Raw genomic sequence first — 15,837 nt, forward strand, 5'->3', positions numbered from 1 at the left:
TAGGCTTTGTATTCATTTTAGCCGAGGTCTTATTCGGTTAGTGTTCAGAATAAAGAACGGCATTTAAGTTTAAATTCAGGATTAATGCTAAAAACTAGGTTTATCACTAATGAAAAATAGTATAAATGTCCGAGAGTTATTTGATAGGTGAATAATCCTAATTTGGCCTAATGTGGGCAGTAATTAAGGATTATCTGAAGCCAAAACTGAATTAACCTCTTGGCACCGCTCAATAAAGCTTCGCTGTATGGGCGTATATCTCTCATACTGCGCTTTCTAGCCGATCCGCACGCAGTTTATAGCTATTTATCCCATACCGATTCTCCCCTGTGGCGCTGAAAATGAGACAAATTCAGTTATTCAGGATATGACCATGCTCAACGAACTGAAGCAGCAGGTACTCGCCGCTAATTTGGCATTGCCGCGCCATAATCTGGTCACTTTCACGTGGGGAAATGTCAGTGCCGTCGACCGAAATCGAGGGCTTCTGGTGATTAAACCTTCGGGCGTGGAATATGATGTCATGACGGTTGACGATATGGTGGTCGTGGAGTTGGACAGTGGCAAAGTAGTGGAGGGCAGCAAGAAACCCTCGTCGGATACCGATACTCACCGGGCGCTTTACCTTAATTTCCCACAAATCGGCGGTATTGTTCACACCCATTCACGCCATGCCACCATCTGGGCGCAAGCCGGTTTAGATTTACCCGCCTGGGGCACCACTCATGCGGATTATTTCTATGGCACTATTCCCTGTACCCGTTTGATGACCCCGGAAGAGATTGCTGGTCGTTATGAGTGGGAGACCGGTAATGTCATTGTCGAAACTTTCCAACAACGCGGTATTAAGCCAGAAGATGTGCCCGCCGTTTTAGTGAATTCGCACGGGCCATTTGCCTGGGGAAGCAGTGCTGATAACGCGGTGCACAATGCGGTGGTGTTAGAAGAATTGGCTTATATGGGCATTTTCTCTCGCCAGTTGAACACGCAATTGGCGGATATGCAGCCGCAATTGTTGGATAAACATTACCTGCGCAAACACGGGAAAAATGCCTATTATGGGCAATAAAAACCGCGTTTGACGGCTGCCCGTGTTTAGTCTTGCACGGGCTTTTCCAACCACAATATGGCGTCACTGATATCGAGCATTTTTGCTTCGATTTGCGTGATGGCGTCATTGATTCCCTGATTGTAAAAATGCGCACCTAACTCACGGCTGATAAATTGCAGTAAAAACTCCGTGTCAAAATCCTCCAACTCAATATTGTGTTCTTGCTCCAGGTAACGCTGAAGTTTGTAGGTCATCCGCTGTGTTTGTTCGCGGGTAAACGTCATCTCTGCCATGAGTATTGCTCCGATTAGGGCGGTTTGATAATGATAACTCAGCCATTACTCGCCCAAAATGTCGACTTGAATTCCTTGCGCCGTCAACTGCTGTTGATAGCACGCGGGCAGGCGATTATCGGTAATCACTCTGCTGATAACTGAGTCAGTGGCCAGCAAATTTTGATGTACCTGACCAAATTTAGAGGCATCCGCCAGGATGATATTTTCGGCACCTTTTGCCAGCACACTGTTAATCACATCGGCGCGTAACATGTCACGGCCGGTGAACCCGCAGTCCATCTGATAGCCATCAATGCCGATAAATGCTTTACTGAAATTCACATGACGCAAACACAGTTGTGTTAATGGGCCGACCATGCTGTCACTTTTCTTCTGATAAATCCCCCCCAATAGAATGACTTCACAGGCGGAGTTTTTTAATTGCCGTGCAATATAGCCGCTGACTGTCACCAGCGTGATGGCCGGCCGTTTTGCCAACTGATGGGCCAATAGGGCGTTACTGCTGCCGCTTTCAATAAATATTGTTTCGCCGTCATTGACCAGCGAGGCTGCATGATTGGCCAGTTTTTGTTTCATAGAAAAATGGCGCATCATACGAACATCAATATCATCACTTTCAAGGGCAACAGCAGAGCCGTGTACGCGCTTGAGAAAACCCCGTTTCTCCAGCAGATTAAGATCTTGCCGAATAGTCACTTCCGATACCTGGGTCGTTTGCGATAATTCGCTAACGCTAACCCGCTTACGGTCATTCACTTGCTGTAAAATTGTTTGCTGTCTTAGGTTCATAATGGGTCAGCCAAAAAATAAACTTTCGTTTGAAGTGTAATTCACTTTCGAATGAAAGATGTTTGAGCGAGATCACGTTATTGATTAAGGGTTGCTCTATGATTGCGGCTAACCAGTTTGGCTGCTTTAATCATCACAATCGGAGGTTGTTATGGAGCTTTATCTCGACACAGCAGATGTGGCCGCAGTTAAACGGCTGGCGCGAGTCCTGCCTTTGCAGGGCGTCACCACCAATCCCAGTATTTTGGCTAAAGCGGGCAAACCTATCTGGGAAGTGCTCCCTGCGCTGCGCGATGCTTTGGGGGGAACAGGTAAACTTTTTGCACAAGTGTTGGCCAGTGACAGCGAGTTGATGGTGTCGGAGGCCGTTTTACTGTCACAGCGGGTTCCCGGTTTGGTTATCAAAGTGCCCGCCACCGCAGAAGGGTTAGCGGCAATCAAAAAGTTGAAAACGATGTCAATCCCGACATTGGGTACGGCGGTTTACGGTGCCGGACAAGGCCTATTATCGGCTTTAGCCGGGGCTGAATATGTTGCCCCTTATGTTAACCGGTTAGATGCCCAGGGGGGCGATGGCATCGCCATGGTGCGCGAATTACAGCAGTTGCTCACCTTACATGCTCCGGGGGCTAAAGTGTTGGCTGCTAGCTTCCGGACGCCACGGCAGGTACTGGATTGCTTACTGGCGGGATGTCAGTCAGTGACTATTCCTGTGGATGTTGCAGAGCAATTTATCAGTACACCGGCGGTTAAAGCCGCAGTTGAACAGTTTGAACATGATTGGCAGGGCGCATTTGGCTCGACAATCTTGAGCTAGAGTTTCATTCACGGACTAATGTTTCATTCACACACTAAAGCATAAAAAAACGCCCTGCTAGAAAATCACAGGGCGTTACGGTGTCACTTGTTAGGGCGGGATAAAACGGCTTTTATCCTAGCAAGGGCATTTCCCCAACTTACCCGCTTCACTCGGGAAACGGGCCTCCAGACAATAACGGTGGAAGTCACGCTCGGTCATGGGCGGTGTCTCGGGATGATGACGGCGCATATGATTGACATAATTGCCATAATCCTGCACTCCCACCATCAAGCGAAAACTTTGTGCCACCCGGCGTGTAATCAGACGTACCCAAGCCCACAACGTGGTCGGGCGAGTTGCTATGGGAACCAGCGGTATGCAGCGTGTAATCTGACGCGGTCCAGCGGGTAATGGCCGGTTATGCAACAGATTAGGGTGCTGCCTGCGCAGTGGGATACCTACATTAGCCACGAACAGTCTCCTCACGGAATACAACTTCAGTCTCATGCGTGGTGGGCTTGCTGGATTTCAGCGCGCGCCGAATCACGAAGAAAGATGAAATTAACATCGTCACTGCCACCAGCATAAAGAAGGCGCACAAGGCGGCGTTGATCTGGTTGTTAAACACAATAGTTTCCATGTCCTTAATGCTCTTGGCCGGGGCAATCAATACCCCTTGCTCGACACCCGCCGAGAATTTTTTCGCCTGAGCGAGGAAACCAATACTCGGTTTTTCATGGAAAATCTTCTGCCAGCCGGCCGTCATTGAGGTAATAAACAGCCAAATTGTTGGCAGGATGGTTACCCAAGCATAGCGCTGCTTCTTCATTTTAAACAGGACGACAGTCCCTAAAATCAGCGCCATTGACGCCAGCATTTGGTTACCGATACCAAACAATGGCCACAGGGTATTGATGCCGCCCAGTGGATCGACCACCCCTTGGTAAACAAAGAAGCCCCAGCAAGCCACGGCCACGGTGGTGCCGGATAAGTTACCCAACCAGGAGCGGTTATTCGCCAGACTCGGCACCACCACCCCCACCAAATCCTGCACCATAAAGCGGCAAGCACGGGTACCGGCATCAACGGCGGTCAGAATAAACATCGCCTCAAACAGAATGGCGAAGTGATACCAGAATGCCATCATATTGCGGCTATTAAAGACTTCGCTAATGATATGTGCCATCCCGACGGCAAAGGTCGGCGCGCCGCCAGCACGAGACAATATCGAGTTCTCGCCGACATCTTTGGCAACCATAGCCAGAGTTTCAGGAGTGACGACAAATCCCCAGCTGTTGATAGCTAACGCGGCACTTTCTACAGTGGTGCCAATCAGCGCCGCCGGGGAGTTCATCGCAAAATAAACGCCCGGATCAATAACCGATGCACAAATCAGCGCCATAATGGCGACGAATGACTCCATCAGCATCGCGCCATATCCGATAAAGCGAATGTGGCTTTCGCGTTCAATCAGTTTCGGCGTGGTACCACTGGCAACCAGCGCATGGAAGCCCGAAATCGCGCCACAGGCGATGGTGATAAACAGGAATGGGAACAAGCTGCCGGAGAACACCGGGCCGCTGCCATCAATAAAGCGCGAGACGGCGGGCATTTTCATTTCTGGCATGGCGAACACAATACCCACTGCCAAACCGATAATGACGCCGATTTTCAGGAAGGTCGATAAATAATCTCGCGGTGCCAGCAGCAGCCATACCGGCAGCACGGAGGCAATAAAACCATAAATAACCAGCACCCAAGTTAGGGTAGTGCCGTGTAAGGTGAAGAATGGCCCCCAATAAGGATGAACCGCAATATTCCCGCCGTAAATAATTGCCGCCATCATTAGCACAAAACCAATTAATGACACTTCGGCAATTTTACCCGGGCGCAGAAAGCGCATATACACGCCCATAAACAGCGCGATTGGGATGGTGGCCGCAATGGTGAACAGACCCCACGGGCTGTCTGCCAAAGCTTTTACCACCACTAAGGCCAGTGCGGACAAGATGATGATCATCACCCCCAATGCACCTAACATGGTGATAATACCGGCAAAAGCCCCTAATTCTTGTTTTGCCATTTCCCCCAATGAGCGGCCATCGCGGCGGGTGGAGATGAACAGGATCAAGAAGTCCTGCACCGCACCGGCCATCATCACCCCCACCAGAATCCAGATAGTGCCGGGTAAGAAGCCCATTTGTGCGGCTAAAATAGGCCCAACTAGCGGCCCTGCACCAGCAATAGCGGCAAAGTGGTGACCGAAAAGTACCCATTTATTGGTTGGAACATAATCCAGACCATCATTACGCCGCTCAGCGGGGGTTAAACGGCGGTCATCCAGTTCAAAGATATTCTTGGCGATAAACAGGCTGTAAAAACGATAAGCGATGCTGTAACAAGCTACCGATGCAATCACCAACCAGATGGCGTTGACATGCTCGCCTCGGCTCAGTGCCAGCATGGCAAAAGCAAATGCACCAATTAACGCCACGGTCAGCCATATGAAGACAGTCTTGACGTTCTTCATGGGGAACAACTCCTTGTTATGTTAGGGGTACCCGTTATATTTCGAGCTGCATGTGCGTTGGCTAGGTTCAATCACCCGAATCATTGACCTGGCGTCAACTCATCGGGATTATGAGCCTCAATGAGGCTCACCCTGTGGGCCAGCGCTGGCGCTGTTCAAAATGGTTTACAACCAATTTGTCATTCACTTGCCGCCTTCCTGCAACTCGAATTATTTAGGCTATAGCAATTATCAGCACCTGTTTATGACAAAAGATGCAAACTGCTAGTTAACATAGGAGGTTTAATGTGAAAGAAAAGTAGCGAAAGTGAGAACTGTGATGAGCTAATTGTTTTTTTCTCACCATTGGTATCATTTTCTTACATATTGTGACGGCCACCCGACTGTGCTGATCATGAGGCCAAAGTAATGGGGGCGGGGATGATGAACATAAAAAAGCCGTGGGATGTTGTGCATCACCACGGCTTCTATCCGTCATACTTCAAGCTGCATGTGCGTTGGTTACTCTATCAAACCACTGGGCGGGCAACCACGTTGCGTGTTTCCATTCGCACTTCTGCAATGCGCACTTCAATTTTATCGTTCTGGCTGTAGACCGTTTCACCTTTGATCTGCACGGTGCCGGTTTCCTGGCTGCATACCATTTCATCACGTACCGCGTGAATAAAGGGTGCCGGAATAAAGGCCACTGCGCCGTTATCCAGTAAGCGTACGCGTAGACCACCGCGGGTGACATCAATGATTTCCGCAGGGAAGCGGGTATCTGTGCCAGCCATAGGTTGCAGGTAACGGGCATACAACCAATCCCCGACATCGCGTTCAGCCATGCGATTCAACCGACGGCGTTCAGCTAATTGCACCGTGATTTCATCCTGTGGCTTCTCTGCATGCTGGCCGGTAATAATGGCTTTCAGCAGGCGATGATTGACCATATCGCCGTATTTACGAATTGGCGAGGTCCAGGTGGCGTAAGCTTCAAGCCCCAAACCGAAGTGGGGGCCAGGAACTGTACTGATTTCAGCGAATGTTTGGAAACGACGGATACGGCTGTCGAGGAACTGGGTCGGCAAGGCATCAAGATGACGGCGCAATTCACAGAAACCAGGTAGAGTCAGCAGCGCTTGTGGATCGGCTTCCACCCCATTGGCTTGCAACACATTGGCGGCTTGCTCAACCAGCGCAGGATCAAATCCGGCATGCACGTTATAAATGCCAAAGCCAAGATTATCACGCAGCGCAATAGCGGCGCAGACGTTGGCGGCAATCATGCACTCTTCAACAATGCGGTTAGCAATGCGGCGATGTTCCACAATGATATCCAGCACTTCGCCTTTTTCGCCCAACAGGAAGCGGTAGTCCGGCCGGTCTTTAAACACCAGTGCATGGGCCTGACGCCAATTGCTGCGCGCTTCACAAACACGTTTCAGTAATGTGATTTGTTCTGCAATATCAGCATTTTGCGGCTGCCAGTCACCCTGACCCTCTAACCAGTCAGACACTTCGTCATAGACCAGCTTGGCTTTTGATTCTACCCAAGCGGCTGAGAATTGAATGTCATCACCCAGCGCACCATCAGCGGCAATAGTGACACGGCACACCAATACCGGGCGGCGTTCATTCGGGCGCAGTGAGCAGAGATTGTCGGATAAATCGCGTGGCAGCATCGGGATATTAAAGCCCGGCAGATAGTTGGTAAATGCGCGTTTGCGGGCAATTAAATCCAACTCACTGTTCTCATCGACATAAGCAGTAGGGTCTGCAATGGCAATGGTCAACAACAGAGAACCGTCTCCGTTGTCTTTCACATGCAAGGCGTCATCCATATCTTCGGTGCTGGCGCTATCGATAGTGACAAAATTAAGCGCAGTCAAATCTTCACGTTGCAGATTGGCATCATGCAGAGCTGATTCCACCATCGCTGGCGCTTCACGCTCCAGATTATGGCGTGCTAATGTCACCCACCAAGGCACGAAATGATCTTCACCATCAGTAATAAAAGCAGTCAGATCAGCATTAAAAGCCCGGTCACCTTTTAATGGATGGCGGCGCATTTCGGCTACGGCCCAATCACCGGTTTGGAAATCGTGCGTCAGTTCGCGCACCGGACGACATTGAATGGCATCGCGCAGCAGAGGATGGTCAGGGACGATAGACAGGCGGTCATCTTTTCGTTGCACGCGGCCAACAAAGCGCGATAAAAATGGCTCAACCAGGGTTTCCGGCTCAGCAATTTCACGATCTTTATCGGTATGAAGGGTCGCAATAATGCGATCGCCATGCATGACTTTTTTCATCTGTGGAGGCGGAATAAAGTAACTTTTCTGCCCGTCTACCTCAAGAAAGCCAAAGCCTTTCTCAGTACCTTTAACGACGCCTTCGACGCGTGGAGTCTGAGTGTGAAGTTGCTGTTTTAGCTGCGCCAGCAGCGGGTTATCTTGAAACATATCGTCCAGTGAATGGTCTAGTAAGTGGGATTAATCCGGCTGACAGTTTTACGCGAATCAGCCCCATCGGGCAAGCGGCATATCATTTTGTAGAGGAATTCCCTATTAAAGGCAGGGGTATGTCTGGTGCCTTTTGTCAGCCGTGATCCACAATAATTGGCCCCGACGAATCAGGGCCGTATTCAAGCAATGCGCAATGTTTGCGGCTGTTGCCAACGGCGCACGGTCACCGGCACAGATTTTGAGGTGGGTGTGTGGGTCTCATCACCAAAGCTGGACAAGGGCACCAGCGGGTTGGTTTCAGGGTAATAGGCCGCCAGATTCCCGCGCGGAATATCATAGCTCACCAGTTTGAATCCACTGACTTTTCGGGTGATTCCGTCATTCCACAGGGTTTCAATTTCGACTAAATCACCATCTTCCAAGGCCAGCTCGGCCAAATCTTGTGGGTTAATAAACAGCACTTCCCGTTGACCGTACACCCCGCGATAGCGGTCATCGAGGCCATAAATGGTGGTGTTGTATTGGTCATGCGAGCGCAAGGTTTGCAGCACAAAGGGAACGGGCACGCCCGCAATCTGCGGGAACAAACTCTCTGGCAACATGGATGCGCAAAACTCGGCTTTACCACTGGGGGTAGCAAATTGCATGTCGGCAGCGGCACTGCCCAGATAGAAGCCACCCGGTTGCTCACAACGGGCATTGAAATCATCAAAGCCGGGAGTAGTGGCGGCAATATGGTCGCGAATTAAGTTGTAATCATCGGCTAATGCCAGCCAATTCAGCGCTTTACCTTCAGCGGGTTTTTGAGCAAAAACCGCGTTAGCGATACCGCAAACAATAGCCGTTTCAGCGTATTGAGTCTCCGCCAGCGGTTTACCCACGCCCTCAGAGGCATGCACCATGCTAAATGAATCTTCTACTGTAATAAATTGCGAACCGCTGGCTTGCATATCGCGCTCTGTGCGGCCCAATGTTGGCAGGATCAGGGCTTCAGTACCGGTAATCAGGTGGCTGCGATTCAGTTTGGTGCTGATATGCACAGTTAGGTCACAACGGCGCAATGCTTGCGCGGTGCGCTCGGTATCCGGAGCAGCGGCGGCTAAATTACCCCCCAGGGCAATCAACACTTTAACTTCACCGCGCAGCATCGCCTCCAGCGCTTCCACAGTATTATGGCCGGCGGCTTGCGGTGGGGTGAAACCAAAATGCTGGCCTAAGCGCGCTAACATCGAGGCAGAGGGTTTTTCATCAATCCCCATGGTACGGTTGCCTTGCACATTACTGTGGCCGCGAACCGGGCATAAACCGGCACCGGGTTTGCCTAACTGACCAAACAACAGTTGCAGGTTGGCTAACTCTCTGACGGTTCTCACCGAATGTTTATGCTGGGTGATACCCATCGCCCACGTCAAAATCACCCGATCTGCATGCTGATAAATATCTGCCGCGTGGCGTATTTGCTCCTCCGTTAGGCCCGATTGCTGGGTAATCTGCGCCCATGAGGTACTATCAACCGCCGCCAGATAATCATCAATTCCTTGGGTGTGCGTAACAATAAAGGTTTCATCGAATAAGCCGGGCAACCCTTGTACCCGTTGATGGCGATGGGTTTCCAGAAGCGCTTTCACCATACCGCGCACTGCCGCCATATCACCGCCAAGGTTTGGCTGAAAATAGGCAGAACTGATCGGCGAGGATTTTGGCGTCAACATTTCAATCGGATTTTGTGGGTCAGCAAAACGTTCCAACCCGCGTTCGCGCAAGGTATTGAAGCTGACAATCCGCGCCCCGCGGTCTTTTGCATGGCGCAAACTGTGTAACATTCTTGGGTGATTAGTGCCCGGATTCTGCCCGAAGACAAAAATGGCATCAGCTAGCTCAAAATCCTGCATACGAATGGTGCCTTTACCCACCCCAATACTCTGTTTCAGCCCAGTGCCACTGGCTTCATGGCACATATTTGAGCAATCTGGGAAGTTATTTGTCCCCAACATGCGGCCAAATAGCTGATAAAGGTAGGAAGCTTCATTACTGGCGCGGCCTGAGGTATACAGCTCCAATTGATTTGGACTATCCAGCCCATTAATATGCTTAGCAATTAATTCAAGGGCGCTTTCCCAACTGATCGGTTGATAGCGGTCAGTGTCGGGGTTATAGCGCATAGGGTGAGTAATTCGCCCTTGATATTCAAGGAAATAGTCACTTTGTTGGCGCAGCGTCGTAAGGCTATGTTCAGCAAAAAACTCCGGCTCCACCGCCTTGCGAGTGGCTTCCCAACTGACTGCTTTAGCCCCATTCTCACAAAAACTGAAAGTGCTGTGATTGTCATCTCCCCATGCGCAGCCGGGGCAGTCAAAGCCTTTAACCTGATTGACGCGTAACAAGTTACGGATATTTTTCAATGCTTGCTTGCTGTCGAGCACAAAGCGCGTGGTTGCTTCAAGAGAACCCCAGCCACCAGCCGCGCCAGTGTAGGGTTTTATGGTCGATTTAAATTTCATCATGATACGCCGCAGGTGTTTTTATTGTTTCAAGTTGGTAGCTAAATCATTAACAACTTGATTCTATTTTGTCACAAGTCTAGTGGGGCGCGGCACTGACGTCTAATCGAAACCTGCAATCGCGGCATAGAGGGGGCCTATCACTGGTTGGTTAGCTGGGCGCTATGGCATTGCATATGAGGGCATTTATTCAGTATGAGACCCTAACTAAGTCGATAAATAATAAAATTGATTATGCTTAAAATATAGATTTAATTTAAATTATTAATTTGCTAATCAATTTATGAAAGGAAATAAGATTGTTTTATTAAAATCCTATTTAATCAAATAAATTAATCACTTTAATGATATTTTCGTCTTGATTGTTCGCTTCGTTAGATTATTAGACTGATATTTATCTTATAACAGTCTAATCATCTGGTTTAAATGATGGAAATATTATTTAACTGCTCTACTATTGAATAACAGACAGCTTAGCTTGTTTAATATAAGACTAAATATAAATAACCCAAAGTAGCTACTATTATACTTAAACCATGTTGCTGTGTTCGCTGGTTTATCACATCTCATTACAAACACCATGTGATTAAAATTCATGAGGATATAAGTGCGAAATGGCATTTTATATCTTCATGATGGTCATTCTAAAAAACAAATAATAATAACAGTGATGTTCACGTTACTGTTGAAATATAAAGGCAAATTTTACCTGCCTTTACTCGTCTATACCCCTAATGATTTAGGTGAGGATAATACAATGACACAAACCCAACTGGCTATTGATAATGTCTTGGCGAGTGCTGAAAGCACAGTGAAAATTAATGAGTTACCAGAAGTTGTCCTGGACTTTATTACCGGGGAACAAACAGGTGTTGCGCGCTCTGGGGGCATTTTCACCAAAGAGGACTTAATTAACCTTAAGCTTTATGTCAGGAAGGGACTCTCTTTACCCATCAAGCAGGATGAAGTGGAAACTTACCTTGGATATAAAAAAATAGATATTCCTGGTCTTGAACCGACAGATATTAAAGTTTTATTTGATGAGATTCATAATCATGCATTAAATTGGAACGATGTTGAACAAGGCGTATTGCAACAGAGTCTGGACTTGGATGTTGCCGCCAAGAATATCGTCAGCACGGGTGATGAAATTATCAATGTGATAAATCAAATGCCAATAACAGTGCGAGTCAAAACCTTGCTGGGTGATATTACAGATAAACAGTTGGAAAATATCACTTATGAATCTGCTGATCATGAAATAGCCACAGCATTAAAAGATATACTTGATGACATGAAGACAGATATCAATAGACATCAGAAAACAACTGAAAATATTAGGAAAAAGGTATCGAATTATAGAATAACCTTGACTGGCGGTGAACTATCATCGGGAAATAAAGTGAATGGATTGGAGCCGCAGGTCAAAGCAAAATATGACCTGATGGAAAAAAACAACATGAGAAAGTCAATAAAGGAATTAGACGAAAAAATAAAAGAGAAGAAACAGAGAATTGAGCAGTTAAAAAAAGATTACGATAAGTTTGTCGGTCTATCTTTTACCGGGGCCGCCGGGGGCATAATAGGTATTGCTATTACTGGTGGGATCTTTGGTGCCAAAGCCGAAAAAGCCAGGAAAGAAAAGAATGCATTAATCCATGAAGTTTCTGAATTAGAAGCGAAAGTTAGCCATCAAAGAACATTGCAAAGCTCGTTAGAGACACTTTCTCTGTTATTCAGTGATATTGGCATTCGGATGGTGGATGCCGAGTCTGCACTTAACCATCTGGATTTTATGTGGTTATCTGTTCTCAATCAAATCAATGAGTCTCAGACGCAGTTCAGCACGATTAACAATGCATTGCGCCTGACTAGCTTTGTTAATAAATTCCAGCAGGTGATTACACCATGGAAAAGTGTCGCAGACTCGGCCCTCCAGCTGGTGCATATATTTGATGAAGCAATAAATGAATATAAAAAAGTATATGGCTAATCCATTTTACCCTGTTTAATCATTTATTATGAGGATTATCACTATGGCTGAAATAAGCACATTTCCGCACAGTGCCCTGAATTACCCAGACGTTAACATTAAAGCTCTGAACCAAGGGGTTAAAAATATATCACATCTTGCTCAGTTGAAAACGGAAGGCATCGAAGTATTACAGGAAAAAGCGTTGCGAGTCAGTTTATATTCACAAAGGTTGGATGTTAATGTGCGCGAGTCACTATCAAGCCTACAGGTTAAATTGAAAAATACGCTGGCACAAACCTATTTTACTACCCTGGAGGAAATCGACGAGGCACTTGGAAGTAATGATATTGATGAAGAAAGTAAATCTGAAATGCGTAAAGAGCGCCTTGATTTGATTAAAAGTTTAGGTAATGACATCGCTCAACTGAGGAAACTCTTTATCGAAAAAGCGGAGTTACTCGATAAATCGGCGGCTGATCTTCATAATGTAGTCATTATTGAGGGAACCGATAAAGTCTTGCAAGCTGAACAATTACGCCAGAAACAACTGACAGAGGATGTCGGTATAAAAAAACTGGAAATAAAAGAGATAGAGAAAAAAAGGGATAAAATAATAGAGGCTATGGATGTTATCCGTGAGCATAATCTAATTGATGCATTTAAAGATCTTATTCCGACAGGAGAAAATCTAAGTGAATTAGATCTGGCTAAACCTGAACTGGAGTTGATTAAACAGTCATTAGAGATTACCAAAAAAGTATTGGGGCAGTTTTCTGCGGGTTTGAAGTATATAGATTTAACTGAAGCACGGAAAAAACTGGATAACCAAATAGATACAATTTCCACCCATTTAACAGAGCTAAATCATCAGTTAGAAAAGTCAGATAAGTTAGTTTCTGGTATTAACGCTGTCATTAAAATTGATAAAGAGAAAAGTGCTGTTGTTGCTGAAGCTGAAAAACTTAGCCACGCATGGCATATTTTTATTAATGAGATAACGGCATTGCAGGGTACAGCACTGAATGAAATTGGGCTATCTAAGCCACTAATAAAACAACAGAGTTATTTAGAGTCATTAATCAAACAGTTCGTTCAGTTATAACACAATGAGTGCTGTTCTATCATGGTAATAACTCATTTAAGCCGATGCTCACTTAAATGATATTTTATTTCACTGACACTTTCGAGGTTAACTATGCCTAAATATATGGTTCAATCAATGGATTCTGGCACGTTGGGTAAAGTAAAATATTATCGTAAACAGACGATAGATCATCCTAATCACAAAGAGACAGGGGCATTTACCCAAGCGGCTAAAGATGCTTATGCCAGTAGTAAGAATATTGATGCTAAACAGGTGGAGGTCGGCAGTTTTATGAGTGGTCAGCCTGAACCTAGCAATGGAGTATCAGTGTAGCCGGCAGCCTATTTAAATCACCAGTCCAGCCTATTTTGCTGGGCCTGGTGATTAATGTTCAGGATAGACTTTCTCTTTAAACTCGCATAAGTCTTCAATAATGCATGAGCCACAGCGCGGCTTACGAGCAACACAGGTGTAGCGACCATGCAGAATAAGCCAGTGGTGACAGTCCAGTTTAAATTCAGCCGGAACCACTTTGAGTAACTTGGTTTCAACCTGATCCACATTACTGCCGGGGGCAAAACCGGTACGGTTACATACGCGGAATATATGAGTATCAACCGCAATGGTAGGCCAGCCAAAGGCGGTATTCAGCACCACATTGGCTGTTTTGCGGCCCACACCTGGCAACGCTTCAAGTGCAGCGCGATCCTCTGGCACTTCGCCTTGATGTTTTTCCAGCAATATCCGACAGGTTTTAATCACATTTTCGGCTTTGGTATTAAATAGACCAATAGTTTTAATATATGATTTGAGGCCATCAACACCCAGATCCAGCATAGCCTGTGGAGTGTTAGCTACCGGATAGAGCTTGGCAGTGGCTTTATTGACACTGACATCAGTTGCTTGCGCCGATAAAAGTACCGAAATCAATAACTCAAAGGGCGTGCTATAGACTAACTCGGTCGTGGGGTGTGGGTCGTTATCCCGCAGGCGAGTCAAAATAGCGACGCGTTTTTCTTTATTCATAAGACTTTCTCTACCACGATATCCCGAGCCTGTGGCGCAGCCGCTAATGCTTTGGCTTTGGTTTTGCGCGCTTTCATTTTTTCATCAATCACATATTTACCGGCTAACAGTAAACCTAAGCCGATAAAAGCGCCCGGTGGCAACATGGCTAACAGGAACGGGCTGTCCAGATGCAAGACGTCAATGCGCAACACTTTTGCCCAGCTTCCGAGCAGCATATCTGCGCCATCAAACAAGGTGCCGTTACCCAAAATTTCACGTAGTGAACCCAAGACAAATAAGGCGCAAGTTGCTCCCAGCCCCATCGCGAGGCCATCCAGTGCAGATAATCCCACTGGATTTTTAGCGGCATAGGCTTCCGCCCGGCCAATCACAATGCAGTTGGTTACAATCAATGGGATGAATATTCCAAGAGACTGATATAAGCCAAAGGCATAGGCGTTAATCAGCATTTGGACGGTACTGACCACTGACGCAATAATCATGACGTAAATAGGAATGCGGATTTCATTCGGCACCCAGCGGCGTAACGCCGATACTGCTGTGTTGGTGCACACTAATACCAGCGTGGTGGCCAACCCTAAGCCCAGTGCGTTGGTTGCCGTTGATGAGACGGCCAGCAGGGGGCAGAGGCCCAGCAGTTGCACTAATGCCGAGTTATTTTTCCATAGCCCTTGGGCGAAGAGGTCTTTTGCTTCACTCATTGATTTTCTCCACAGGCGGGCAAACTATCAAGTTTTGCTGGCAGAGTTTCTAAAAATAGCGCGGTATTTTTCACCGCCTGAACCACTGCTCTGGGGGTAATGGTCGCACCGGTAAACTGATCAAAATCACCCCCGTCTTTTTTCACCGCCCAGCGCTTATCTTGTTCACTTTCTACCTGTTGACCACTGAAATGACTTATCCAATCAGAAATGCGGATATCAATTTTATCACCCAGACCGGGGGTTTCGTGATGTTCGACTACTCGGCTGCCTAGTACGTTACCGCGAAAATCTGCCCCAACCAATAATTGAATAGCACCGGAATAGCCATCTGGTGCGGTAGTTTCAATGGCGGCGGCGACCGGCTGACCCTCTTTGCGTGCCAGATAAAGGCGGTGAGGGGCCATATTACCTAATGCAGGATTTGTGACAACGTAACATTCAGCTTGCATGTCATTGTCATAATACTCAGCGGGAACAACCTGATCCAGCAAGGCTTTTTGCTGTAGCGCCGCCTGATGAGCAATGGTGGTTTCAGTCAGGGCATTAACTACTGCCGTCAAGCCAGTGGCACCGGCAGCAAACAGTGCCAGAGTGATGCCGTGACGCCTCATGGTGTTTAGCATAACGGCTCC

The 15,837-nt window shown here is 47.2% G+C and carries 14 protein-coding genes; 5 read left to right on the forward strand and 9 right to left on the reverse strand.

Going from position 1 to position 15,837, the window contains the following annotated elements:
* Window positions 1-373: 373 nt before the first annotated feature.
* Complete coding sequence (gene araD / locus OP863_RS09775) at window positions 374-1,069, forward strand: L-ribulose-5-phosphate 4-epimerase (protein WP_265526185.1); 696 nt, start codon at window positions 374-376, stop codon at window positions 1,067-1,069.
* Window positions 1,070-1,095: 26 nt separating this feature from the next.
* Here the strand turns inward: araD and OP863_RS09780 are convergent, their stop codons facing one another.
* Window positions 1,096-1,344 (reverse strand): DUF2164 domain-containing protein, encoded by a 249-nt coding sequence (locus tag OP863_RS09780; RefSeq protein ID WP_038633039.1) that lies wholly within the window; start codon window positions 1,342-1,344, stop codon window positions 1,096-1,098.
* 45 nt (window positions 1,345-1,389) lie between these two features.
* Window positions 1,390-2,136: a DNA-binding transcriptional regulator YciT gene (locus OP863_RS09785; protein ID WP_145589362.1), complete on the reverse strand. Its 747-nt coding sequence runs from the start codon at window positions 2,134-2,136 to the stop codon at window positions 1,390-1,392.
* A gap of 151 nt (window positions 2,137-2,287) precedes the next feature.
* Here OP863_RS09785 and fsa point away from each other — a divergent pair, with 151 nt between their 5' ends.
* Window positions 2,288-2,953 carry a fructose-6-phosphate aldolase gene (gene fsa, locus OP863_RS09790; RefSeq protein ID WP_038633033.1) on the forward strand — a complete coding sequence of 222 codons (666 nt, stop codon included), beginning with the start codon at window positions 2,288-2,290 and terminating at the stop codon, window positions 2,951-2,953.
* A gap of 117 nt (window positions 2,954-3,070) precedes the next feature.
* Here the strand turns inward: fsa and OP863_RS09795 are convergent, their stop codons facing one another.
* From OP863_RS09795 to OP863_RS09810, 4 genes are all read right to left on the reverse strand, one after another.
* Window positions 3,071-3,406 (reverse strand): YbdD/YjiX family protein, encoded by a 336-nt coding sequence (locus OP863_RS09795; RefSeq protein WP_145591345.1) that lies wholly within the window; start codon window positions 3,404-3,406, stop codon window positions 3,071-3,073.
* Complete coding sequence (locus OP863_RS09800; protein WP_265526187.1) at window positions 3,399-5,465, reverse strand: carbon starvation CstA family protein; 2,067 nt, start codon at window positions 5,463-5,465, stop codon at window positions 3,399-3,401. The genes OP863_RS09795 and OP863_RS09800 overlap by 8 nt, the downstream gene beginning before the upstream one ends.
* A gap of 509 nt (window positions 5,466-5,974) precedes the next feature.
* The gene (locus OP863_RS09805; RefSeq protein ID WP_265526188.1) at window positions 5,975-7,909 is read right to left on the reverse strand and encodes an exoribonuclease II; all 1,935 of its coding nucleotides are present in this window, start codon (window positions 7,907-7,909) and stop codon (window positions 5,975-5,977) included.
* A 182-nt stretch (window positions 7,910-8,091) separates the two neighbouring features.
* Complete coding sequence (locus OP863_RS09810) at window positions 8,092-10,413, reverse strand: FdhF/YdeP family oxidoreductase (RefSeq protein ID WP_265526255.1); 2,322 nt, start codon at window positions 10,411-10,413, stop codon at window positions 8,092-8,094.
* A 757-nt stretch (window positions 10,414-11,170) separates the two neighbouring features.
* Here OP863_RS09810 and OP863_RS09815 point away from each other — a divergent pair.
* From OP863_RS09815 to OP863_RS09825, 3 genes are all read left to right on the forward strand, one after another.
* The gene (locus OP863_RS09815; RefSeq protein WP_038639531.1) at window positions 11,171-12,406 is read left to right on the forward strand and encodes an alpha-xenorhabdolysin family binary toxin subunit A; all 1,236 of its coding nucleotides are present in this window, start codon (window positions 11,171-11,173) and stop codon (window positions 12,404-12,406) included.
* Window positions 12,407-12,449: 43 nt separating this feature from the next.
* Window positions 12,450-13,490 (forward strand): alpha-xenorhabdolysin family binary toxin subunit B, encoded by a 1,041-nt coding sequence (locus tag OP863_RS09820; RefSeq protein ID WP_265526189.1) that lies wholly within the window; start codon window positions 12,450-12,452, stop codon window positions 13,488-13,490.
* Window positions 13,491-13,607: 117 nt separating this feature from the next.
* Window positions 13,608-13,805 carry a hypothetical protein gene (locus OP863_RS09825; RefSeq protein WP_145592070.1) on the forward strand — a complete coding sequence of 66 codons (198 nt, stop codon included), beginning with the start codon at window positions 13,608-13,610 and terminating at the stop codon, window positions 13,803-13,805.
* 51 nt (window positions 13,806-13,856) lie between these two features.
* Here OP863_RS09825 and nth read toward each other — a convergent pair whose 3' ends face one another.
* Genes nth through rsxG form a run of 3 tightly spaced genes read right to left on the reverse strand, consistent with a single transcriptional unit; the run spans window position 13,857 to window position 15,828 of the window.
* Window positions 13,857-14,498, reverse strand: a complete 642-nt coding sequence (nth, locus tag OP863_RS09830) for an endonuclease III (RefSeq protein WP_038633016.1) — start codon at window positions 14,496-14,498, stop codon at window positions 13,857-13,859.
* Window positions 14,495-15,202: an electron transport complex subunit E gene (locus OP863_RS09835; RefSeq protein ID WP_265526190.1), complete on the reverse strand. Its 708-nt coding sequence runs from the start codon at window positions 15,200-15,202 to the stop codon at window positions 14,495-14,497. Before OP863_RS09835 ends, nth begins: the two co-directional genes overlap by 4 nt.
* Entirely contained in the window at window positions 15,199-15,828 is a 630-nt protein-coding gene (gene rsxG / locus OP863_RS09840) for an electron transport complex subunit RsxG (protein ID WP_145589358.1), read from the reverse strand. The genes OP863_RS09835 and rsxG overlap by 4 nt, the downstream gene beginning before the upstream one ends.
* Window positions 15,829-15,837: the final 9 nt, after the last annotated feature.

Origin of the sequence: Yersinia sp. SCPM-O-B-9106 (C-191) (assembly GCF_026183365.1) — a bacterium.
Classification (GTDB): domain Bacteria; phylum Pseudomonadota; class Gammaproteobacteria; order Enterobacterales; family Enterobacteriaceae; genus Yersinia; species Yersinia rochesterensis.